This window comes from Helicobacter valdiviensis, from assembly GCF_003245365.1.
Lineage (GTDB): Bacteria > Campylobacterota > Campylobacteria > Campylobacterales > Helicobacteraceae > Helicobacter_D > Helicobacter_D valdiviensis.
The window spans coordinates 1-8,944 of the sequence record NZ_NBIU01000045.1 but is presented as its reverse complement, the minus strand read 5'-3'; the positions used below and the strand labels follow the sequence as shown (position 1 = coordinate 8,944).

Sequence of the window (8,944 nt, the reverse complement as noted above, 5' to 3'; positions counted from 1 at the left end):
AAAATTTTATAAAAACCACCGCTATACACCGCAACTACTAGAATTTAGTAGTAGGCAGTAGAGTATTTTTGATGAGCAAAATAAAATTAAAGGAGTAAAGATGATTTTAAACACACATTTTTATCGTGGTTTTAGAGGTTTAAATTATGCCCCTACACATTATTATGTGCGTTATGGTGTGATTTATAGAAAGTTTGATAATGCAATGATGGATAGGTTAGCAGAATATGTCTAAGCAAGTTTTAGTTTATATTTGTTCGCCCTATAAAGCAATCTTTGATACTTTAGCACAAAACACAGATGTTAGGAGAGAATTGGTTTTAAGCAATGCTTATGCAATTGCCATTAACTACTCAAGGAATGCAATAGAGAAAGTAAAAGAGCAAAGCACAAGCGAAGTAAATTATATCGCATTTTCTCCAGTTTTGTATTTTAAGGATATTGCACCAAGCTATAACCCTTTTTCTCCTTCTTGCTTAAAAGAAGAAGAAAGGATCTTAGAAGAATGCTTAGAGATTTTAAAAAGATGTGATGTGGTATTTGTAGTAGAAAGTCCCTACACTCATAAATCAAAAGGTATTCAAAAAGAATTAGATTTAGCAAGAAGCTTAGGCAAAAAGGTTATCTTTGAGAGGGAGGGACAAAGTATACTCCCTACTATTAAAGATGTAAGCAATTATAAAGAATGGCTAAAAATCAATGGTTTTAGCCATAAAAATTAAAGGAGTAATTATGGAATTTAAAAATTATGAAGATGTCAATTTAGCTTTAAAAAGATTGGCTGAATTAGTAGTAAGCATTGAACGCATTAATGGAGAAGTAACATTAGAGTGTAATCGTATTAAAGAATCAAGAACAAGTGAGATTGAAAGATTAGAGAATGAAAAGAAATATTTAGAGCAATGTATCTCTAGCTTTTGTGAGGATAATAAAGCAGATTTTGCAGATAAAAGAAGCAAAGAATTTACCTTTGGCACTATTGGTTATAAGCTATCAAAAAGCGTTTCTATCCCTAGAGTTAAAGAGAAGCTAGACAAGCTTATTAAAGCCATTAAAAGTTATGGGCATAGTGAATGTATTGTTTATGAAGAGAAGATTAATAAAGATGCATTAGTAGAGCTAGATGATAGCTCACTTGTAAAGCTTGGATTAAAAAGAACCATTAAAGATAACTTTAGAATTGTGCCAAGACTTGAAGCACTGCAAGGGGAATAACCCTTTGCCTTTTTTAAAGGGCTTAAATAAGTTCTTTAAAGAGGGCAACCTCAAAAATAAAAACAAGGAGAAAGAATGGAAGTAAGAGCAAGTTTTACTCTTGATATTGATGATGTAATAGACTTTGATGAGGAGGATGTGTATTGTCTTTATAGAAGTCTTAATGATGAGCAACGACAACGATTTTGGGGACATGTATATAAGGGCAAAACATTCATGAGGAAATTTTATGAGTTTTTAAGAGATGTGGGGAATGAAGAAGCAAGAGAAATATTATTAGAGCTACTTTCTGAATTCCCAAGCATTGAAGAATGCAAGGAGAGAAATAGAAAGTTTTATGAGGAGGCAAAATGAAGCTAGAAGATTTTGATTTTAGAATTTGGGATGGAAGTGAGGAAGAGTATATCAAAAAAGAAACGAAAAATAGTAATAAATACTCTATTGTACATGATTCTATTGGTTATGCAGTGGGGTTAATAGGTGATGCTAAAAATGTTTATACAATAGAATCAGGAGTAACATCTCACGAATGGGGTTATGATGATTATGAGATGGTTGAAAATTATTGTATAGATGAAAGTATTTGTGAAATAGAGCTATGGACTGGCTTTAGGGATAAAGGTGGTGTAAAAATCTATGAGGGGGATATTTTGAATTTTAGAGGCAAAAACTATCTAGTAGAGTTTAATAAACATCTTGAACTAAGTGTGATTTGTCGCACTAAAGATTCTGTGTATGGAATGCATACAAGCAAGGGCAATTTTAAAAATTGTAAGGTTGTTGGCAATATCCACGAGAATAAGGAGCTTTTAGATGTTTAATACAAAAATACAAGTTTTTTATTCTTATGAAGGTTACGACATTTTAAATGGAGAACACTTAAACTACTGTGGAGATGGAATAATAACTATTAAAAAACCTATTTGGGTAAAATGGGATTATATTAAAACTTATGATTTTATTATGAGTGAAATTAAAAAGAAATTAAGAAATGAAAATGCAAGTATTCATATTTTGCAATTTCATAAGCTTTAATAAGCCCATTTTATAAGTGGGCTTAATTAAGGTTTTACAAGGAGTATTTTATGTTTATTTTATCTTTGTTTGTGATTACTTGGTTTTATGCTACTTTCTTATTTTTTAAATGCTTTGGTAATAAAAAATATTTTTTTAAATTATTAGTTTGTGTTTGGATTTTAGTTTTTGCAACAGAGTATTTTTCTGCACCAAAAGAAGACAATAAAGCCACAACTTTACTTTTTGGAGGTTAATATGCAAGAGTCTAATATCTTTTTAGAAATTAAAAAAAGACAAGCCTTAGAAGATTTAGTCTTTAGTGCTTTAGATAATTTAAAAATCTTAGTTAAAAGAGTGGATTTAAGAGAAATTAATCAAAGAAAAGTATGTGTGATTGTATTTAATCATCAAGTGGGATTAAACGAGTTTAAATACAAAGAAGAACAAATCTTAAATAAAATGCGTATTCTTTATAAAGAGCGAAATTTAAAAGATTGGCTAAGCTTTTCTAAAGTCTTAGCAGAAGTGAGCTTCAAACCTACTCTTAAAGAAACAAAGAAACAAGAGAAACAAACTTATAAAGAAAGAGCCACAGGGAATTTTGAAATAAAATGCAAAAATACTGAACTTGCAGAATATTTTAAAAGAATCCAAAACATTATAAAGGAGCATAATAATGGGTAAAAAGCATAAAGAGAAACTACAAATTGCTAAAAAACAAATTAGTGTTTTAACGCTTTTGCTAGAGTGGCAAAGCAAAAGATTAGAAGCACTCAAAGAAGAACTAAGAAAGACTTCACGAGCAAAGCGAAGTGGTGCGGAGCCTTTAGGGGATTTAAAAGGACACTTGTGTCCTTCATCGCAAAAGGGAATTTACTTCCCTTGCGAAGTTAAAAATAAAAAGGATTGATAATGACTAAAAACCAAGAAATTTATAGAAAACAACTTTTGTGTAAAATCCATACCCACCCACGCTATAAAAATATTAAACAAAATGAAGCTTGGGAGGATTTTTTATATTATAGATTTAGCGTTAATAGTTCTAAAGAATTAAGTATTAATGAGCTTAAAATCTTATTAGATATTTTAGAAGGTAAAAGAAAAGATGAACTAAATTTAGCGATAGATTTTAAAGGAAGAGCTATGCTTTTAAGTAATGCAAAAAGCCAAAAGCAAGAAATTTATTTAAAAGCTTTATTAGAAGAGCTTGATATGCCATTGCTCTCCTTTTATCTTTTATGCAAAAAGACACTTAAAAAGACAATTTTAAAACTTGAAGATTTAAACAAAAAAGACACTACAATAATGATTATGGTGTGTGAGAAGATATTAAAGACAAGAACACTTAGGAAATAAAATTTTGGTTTTTTGATACAATAGCATTTTAAGGAGTGAAAAATGATTTGTCCTAGATGTGCTAATGAAAAAACTTTTGTGCTAAAGACTGTCAAGAGCGATATTAATGAGCGTTTTAGGCGTTGCCCTAAATGTGGTTATGCTTTTAGTTCTGTTGAGATTATCAAAGTAGATAAATACGCTGAATACTACTTAAAAGAAATGCAAAAAGGGCTTTTTGATGGAGAGCTTCAAACTAAGTGGGCTTGAGAATTTACTAAAAACTTGCTCTAAGTTAGATAAAGAGCAAAAAGACATCATACTTAAAGAAATCATTGCAGAGGGCATACTAAAACATACGCAAGAAAATTTTGAAAAAGAACAAGATAGTAATGGCAAGGCTTGGAAGCCTCTAAAAGATACTACACTTAAAGCTAGAAGATATGCAAATCCCAAAATAACACATAATAAAATCTTAACAAGGCGTGGCACACTCTCTTCAAGTCTTAATTACAAGATAGAAAATGATACCGCAAAGATTGGTGTAAATGCTTCTTTTAAGGGGTATCAATATGGTAAAGCCCATCAATTTGGAACTAGCAAAATACCCGCACGCCCTTTCTTTCCTTTTAATGAAAAGTTAGAAATTAATCCAAGAGTTGCAAAAGAACTAGAAGAAGAAACCAAAGATATGCTTTTAAAAGTCTTTAAAAAGGAATTAAAATAGTTTTAAATTGACAAAAGATTTTAAAAGTTATATAATATTCTTAAGTAGCTATCAAGTATGGGAGCAAAGCTAGATGTGGCGAAGCGTCTTTACCCTGTTACTGAGCCACTAGCTACGCAGTTATTATGATTATAGGGCAACCCAGATGCGACGCGGGCTCAACTTCCCTACTATCTTAGTCGCTAACTGCTATTAATTACTTTCTATAAAATTGACAAACCCCATAAAATACATTATAATAACTAAAGCTAGCTGTATGCTCTTTGGTCACTTGAAGTGATACTATGCAAAGCATAGGGAAAACCCAGATGCGACGAGGGAACATCATTCTCAGGGCTTAGTCGCCAGTTGGCTATTGTTTTCTATATATAACCTTTCCTTGAGTTAATATCTCTTTAAAATAGCTATCTTCTTCACTTAAAAACATCGTTTTGTTATTGATTTGGTTTCCTTTTTGGTTTAGCACCATCACAAGAGCTTTTACTCCATTATCATAAAAATACTTGATATAAGTTTTTTTGGTAAAGCCCTCATATCTAGGGTCAGTATCCATACTTAATCTAATTTCATCAGGATCATTTACTAACTTTGGTAAATAATCAATATAAAAATGTCGGTTTCTTTTCTTTATCTTAGTTGTTTGCTTTTTCTTATCATAGAAAAAGTCATCATCTAAACTTATCACATCTCCTATTTTATCTACAAGTAAATCTCCTTGCTTAACTCCAAAGGCTTCATAAACCTTTTTTATAAGCTCTTTATCGCTTAAGTTATCATAGCTTTGCACCTTTGGCAAATTCTCTAAGCTTTCATCTAAGCTTATTCTAGTTTCTTTTGGAATTTGTGTGTTAATGCGTTTATCATAGCTAAAATTTTTAGAAGCAATGGAGCGTGGATTTTTTAAAATTTTATATTTAGCCTTTGCTTCTTTTTCGCTTACTGCGATGACTTTACATTTACAATTATAATCATTAGGAGGAAAGGAAGTTTTCCAAAAAGGGTCATCGCGGTGAATGGCGCAATTATGCATTTTTTTATGTTCGCTTCTAGAATCTTCTAAAAGAGCACATTTATAAACCCAGTAAGTCTTATAAGAATAGGTGCTAAGTTGTTTGGCTCTAGCTTTAGCATAGGCACTTTGCATATTTGTGGTATAGATTGTTTTAAGTCTTTGGGGATTTATGTTGATTGTCCTTGTTTCTCCAGTTTTGGGGTTAATAATCTCTTTTTTGCCATACCAACCCTTAGAGCTTAAAATCTCTTTTAAATTGCCTTTAAATTCTTCAAAGCTTGTTCCTTCTTTCATAGCCTTTTTTATCTCTTGGTGCAAATCATTTAGCACATCTGTTTTCATAATACCTGCTGCAGTAAATGCTTTATCGTGTGCTTCTTTTTGAATTTGGTGGTATTTGAAACTTATTTTTAAGCCTTTGTTCTCTAAATAGTTATAAGCCTCACTAGGAGATAAACCAAACAAACTATTCATTGCCAGTATCCAAAAGTGCTTGCATAGAGGCTAAAGCTATCTTTTTATTTAAAGCATTTCTTAAAACCTCAAAATCTAAATTAGGATATTCTTTAAAAATCCTTTCTTCTAATTCCTCATAGCTTTCACATTCCTCCCAAAACCTTTTAATTTTAGAATAAATCTCTTCGCTTATCTCTTCTTGTATATTTTCTCCCTCTTTTTCTATTTTGTTTTTGGTTAGGGAGTTATTTTTTTCTAAAATCAAATGATTAAACCCCTCTGTTTGTAAATCTTGAGGGATAATTTCTTTTTTCTTTAGCCCTTCAATTCTAAAGGTTTTTGCTAAAAACTCTGCTGGGATTTCATATCCCATAGAAGAAATAGTGCTATAAACTCCTGCAAGAAAGCTTTCATCTACTTCTTTATTAGTATCAAAGACAAAATTAAAAGAAGCAGGATTTGCAAAATTTAATTTTAAAATTTCATTTAAAAGTTTATTGATAGAAACACTTAAAAGCAATGTATCCATTTCTCCCACACTACTTCTTACTTCTTCATGCACATTTCCTAGTGCTTGTGTGCCATTTTGGACTGCGTTGCCTGCTAGAACTTGTCCGCTAATCACTTTAGAAATCATTTCATCACAATATCTTAAAAACTCTGTAAAGGTAGAAGTAGATAATCCAGAATTTAAAAGTTCTAACACATCTTCTTTGCCAAAAATACCAATTGAAGAGCTTCTTAGATTGTAAAGTTGCTCTAATAATTCTTCAAGCTCCTTATCATTTGTAGCATTGTCTGTTTTTGCAATAATGGGTGGAACACTTAAATTATCTAAATAGGCAATGTTTTTACTCATGGCAAGTTGTTTTAAAACCGCAATAGAAACTACATTATAAAAAAGTGCACTCTCTAGTAAGCTTCCACTATCGCTTGGGTGTAAATGTAAAAAAATATCCTTGCATTCATGAGTGACTAATTCTTCAGTGCCATTTTTAATCACTAGATTTTCATCATTGTTTAAGCTAAAAAATCTAGGATTAATATATTTTAAATGGGGTAATACATTTGCACCTTTTACTTTCCATTCTATTAAAAAAGCACTAAAACCATACACCACTCCTGCACTAAGCTCATAGACAAAATGTCTAAATTCACTACTAAGCACATAGCGGTTTAAAAAATCTCTTTGTGTTAAATCCTCACATTCTATATACATAGGATAAGAACACATTTTTATGCGTCTTTTATTGACTTCAGAGGCAATTTGTGGGTCAAAGCGTTTAAAATAATCATAAATGCCTATAAGTTGTGAAAGATTTTCACTATTTAAAGCACTTGCAACACTTTCAAAATCTACACTTGGAACAACTTTGCCTCTATAAACTTTGTTTAATATTCTCATAAAAATCCTTTTTTAAAGCGTTTCTTTTTAAGTAAGCGATTAATTGCTCTATAATCTGCAATTCCTGCTGAACTTGCAATCCTAAAAGCCATCTCACTTGCATCTAGTAAATCATCGTGAGCGGATTTTGGATAGGTTAGCATTTCTTCTATTAGAAGATGTGAGTTTGGGTCTATTAAAATTGTGCCATCGTTAATATAGGGTGCTAAGCTATCAATTCTAAGCTCTTTTGCAATTTTGTTTTTAAGCTCACAAACACTTAAAATTATTCCAAGTTTTAGTGCTTCTTCTTTGAGTTTGTCTTTAAAAAACTCTTGAAAAGCTATGGTTTCAATAGCGATTTTAACCACTTTGCCTAAGCTTATATATTTTAAATAAAGTCTTAAAATTACATCAATCATCTTAGAGGGAGAGACTTTAAAACCGCTTGCTTTTAAGAAAAACTTATTTTTGCCACTTTTTTTAAGCTCAGCAATGGCAAAATAATCTCCCTTTGCTTTGCCTAAAGCTGGGTCAATCCCTAAAAACACACAATCATATTCAAAATCATTTGTATAAGTTTGGTATTCACTAAAAATAGCAGCTTCAGAACTTAAAGCTTTGTTTTGATATTCACTATAAAAGCTCTCAACATCAGCAAAGTATTCTTTTAAAATTTCTATTTTATCTAGGTTTTCATCATCTAATAAAAAGCCCTTTAAGTCGCTTCTTAAAATATTGTTTTTATCTATTAAATCTAAGTTATTAGGAAAGCTTAACACTAAAGGAAAATCATAAATCAAAAAGCGTTTATCCTCATTTAAACGATTAAGGAGGCTATCTTGGTGCAAAATTGTGCCAACTACTAGATATAGATAATCTTTTTGCGTTCTTGCAACGAGTTTTAAAATAGCTTTGTTAAACCACTTATAGAGCTTATCTCTTTGGGTTTTGCTCTCCACATTTTCATCATTTTCTATATCATCACAAATAATTAAATCAGGACGCTTTCCTAAATAGTTTGTTCCTCTAATCTTTTTGCCACTTCCAAAGGCTTTAATTTTTTTATAGATTCCAAAAGTATTAAAAACTATTGCATCACTACTCCAAAGATCTCCTTGTGTGATTTCAAAATCAAAAATTAATTTTGCATTCTCCTCTAATTCTAGCTTTAATGTTGCAATGCTCTCTCCTGCAATATCAAGAGTTGAAGAGATGATAAGTGCGTATTGTTTTTGATTGCTTAGCAGTGAGTAAAGAGTGTAAAGACGCACAAGAAGTGTTGTTTTAGCACTACCACGATATGCTTTGAAGCATAGATGGTTGTTTTTACTTGATAGAGTATCAATATTATCATAAACAAAATTTCTAAATTTAGAACTTTCTTGTTTAATAAAATTAATATGATGGGGAAAATATTCAAACACAAAAGCCTTAAAGCCACCTTCTAATACTCTTTGAACTCTAGCTTTTTTATCTTCCTTATGGTTAAATTTTAAAGACTTTAAGCGTGCTTTTAAATCTCCTAACTCTAATTTATCCATTTGTAGCCTTTTGCTTTTCTTGTAAAAACATAATGATTATATGCTTTTTAATAGTGTTTAAAAGGTGTTTAAATTCATTTAAAAGAGTAATGGCAATACATTCTATCATTAAACACAATAAAATCATTTTTTAGCCTCTATTTTATCTCCTGTGCATCTTTTTGCAATCTCTTCAACTTCTAAATAATAAATACTCATTTCTTTAGCGCTTTCTATTGTGCCTTTATATGTAGGCTTTAGCGGAAGTTTCAAAG

Annotated in this window: 16 protein-coding genes; 12 read left to right on the top strand and 4 right to left on the bottom strand. The window is 30.8% G+C overall.

All coding sequences use genetic code 11. The features are described 5' to 3' along the window. Positions 1-100: 100 nt before the first annotated feature. The 12 genes from B6S12_RS11740 (at position 101) to B6S12_RS09780 (ending at position 4,294) form a co-directional block, all read left to right on the top strand. A complete protein-coding gene (locus tag B6S12_RS11740; RefSeq protein ID WP_281267901.1) occupies positions 101-235 on the top strand; it encodes a hypothetical protein in 135 nt (44 codons plus the stop codon). Further along, the gene (locus B6S12_RS09830; RefSeq protein WP_111230616.1) at positions 228-722 is read left to right on the top strand and encodes a TIR domain-containing protein; all 495 of its coding nucleotides are present in this window, start codon (positions 228-230) and stop codon (positions 720-722) included. The genes B6S12_RS11740 and B6S12_RS09830 overlap by 8 nt, the downstream gene beginning before the upstream one ends. A 10-nt stretch (positions 723-732) precedes the next feature. Next, positions 733-1,215 carry a host-nuclease inhibitor Gam family protein gene (locus B6S12_RS09825; RefSeq protein ID WP_111230615.1) on the top strand — a complete coding sequence of 161 codons (483 nt, stop codon included), beginning with the start codon at positions 733-735 and terminating at the stop codon, positions 1,213-1,215. A 75-nt stretch (positions 1,216-1,290) separates the two neighbouring features. Next, positions 1,291-1,569 carry a hypothetical protein gene (locus B6S12_RS09820; protein ID WP_111230614.1) on the top strand — a complete coding sequence of 93 codons (279 nt, stop codon included), beginning with the start codon at positions 1,291-1,293 and terminating at the stop codon, positions 1,567-1,569. Then, positions 1,566-2,036, top strand: a complete 471-nt coding sequence (locus B6S12_RS09815) for a YopX family protein (RefSeq protein ID WP_111230613.1) — start codon at positions 1,566-1,568, stop codon at positions 2,034-2,036. Before B6S12_RS09820 ends, B6S12_RS09815 begins: the two co-directional genes overlap by 4 nt. After that, a complete protein-coding gene (locus B6S12_RS09810; protein WP_111230612.1) occupies positions 2,029-2,250 on the top strand; it encodes a hypothetical protein in 222 nt (73 codons plus the stop codon). Before B6S12_RS09815 ends, B6S12_RS09810 begins: the two co-directional genes overlap by 8 nt. A 50-nt stretch (positions 2,251-2,300) precedes the next feature. Then, positions 2,301-2,486 carry a hypothetical protein gene (locus B6S12_RS09805; RefSeq protein WP_111230611.1) on the top strand — a complete coding sequence of 62 codons (186 nt, stop codon included), beginning with the start codon at positions 2,301-2,303 and terminating at the stop codon, positions 2,484-2,486. A 1-nt stretch (position 2,487) separates the two neighbouring features. Next, the gene (locus B6S12_RS09800) at positions 2,488-2,916 is read left to right on the top strand and encodes a hypothetical protein (RefSeq protein WP_111230610.1); all 429 of its coding nucleotides are present in this window, start codon (positions 2,488-2,490) and stop codon (positions 2,914-2,916) included. After that, the gene (locus B6S12_RS09795) at positions 2,909-3,142 is read left to right on the top strand and encodes a hypothetical protein (RefSeq protein ID WP_111230609.1); all 234 of its coding nucleotides are present in this window, start codon (positions 2,909-2,911) and stop codon (positions 3,140-3,142) included. The genes B6S12_RS09800 and B6S12_RS09795 overlap by 8 nt, the downstream gene beginning before the upstream one ends. A gap of 2 nt (positions 3,143-3,144) precedes the next feature. After that, positions 3,145-3,588 carry a hypothetical protein gene (locus B6S12_RS09790; RefSeq protein WP_111230608.1) on the top strand — a complete coding sequence of 148 codons (444 nt, stop codon included), beginning with the start codon at positions 3,145-3,147 and terminating at the stop codon, positions 3,586-3,588. A 42-nt stretch (positions 3,589-3,630) separates the two neighbouring features. Next, on the top strand, positions 3,631-3,837 hold the full coding sequence (locus B6S12_RS09785; RefSeq protein WP_111230607.1) for a hypothetical protein: 207 nt from the start codon (positions 3,631-3,633) through the stop codon (positions 3,835-3,837). Then, positions 3,809-4,294: a phage virion morphogenesis protein gene (locus tag B6S12_RS09780; RefSeq protein ID WP_111230606.1), complete on the top strand. Its 486-nt coding sequence runs from the start codon at positions 3,809-3,811 to the stop codon at positions 4,292-4,294. The genes B6S12_RS09785 and B6S12_RS09780 overlap by 29 nt, the downstream gene beginning before the upstream one ends. A gap of 352 nt (positions 4,295-4,646) precedes the next feature. On the opposite strand, the gene B6S12_RS09775 is transcribed toward B6S12_RS09780, so the two are convergent. Genes B6S12_RS09775 through B6S12_RS11735 form a run of 4 tightly spaced genes read right to left on the bottom strand, consistent with a single transcriptional unit; the run spans position 4,647 to position 8,817 of the window. Beyond that, positions 4,647-5,780, bottom strand: coding sequence for a phage minor head protein (locus tag B6S12_RS09775; protein WP_111230605.1), 1,134 nt, complete (start codon positions 5,778-5,780; stop codon positions 4,647-4,649). After that, positions 5,773-7,167 (bottom strand): phage portal protein family protein, encoded by a 1,395-nt coding sequence (locus tag B6S12_RS09770; protein WP_111230604.1) that lies wholly within the window; start codon positions 7,165-7,167, stop codon positions 5,773-5,775. Before B6S12_RS09770 ends, B6S12_RS09775 begins: the two co-directional genes overlap by 8 nt. Continuing rightward, complete coding sequence (gene terL, locus B6S12_RS09765) at positions 7,164-8,690, bottom strand: phage terminase large subunit (RefSeq protein ID WP_111230603.1); 1,527 nt, start codon at positions 8,688-8,690, stop codon at positions 7,164-7,166. The genes B6S12_RS09770 and terL overlap by 4 nt, the downstream gene beginning before the upstream one ends. Beyond that, positions 8,683-8,817: a hypothetical protein gene (locus B6S12_RS11735; RefSeq protein ID WP_281267900.1), complete on the bottom strand. Its 135-nt coding sequence runs from the start codon at positions 8,815-8,817 to the stop codon at positions 8,683-8,685. The genes terL and B6S12_RS11735 overlap by 8 nt, the downstream gene beginning before the upstream one ends. Between the last annotated feature and the right edge of the window lie 127 nt (positions 8,818-8,944).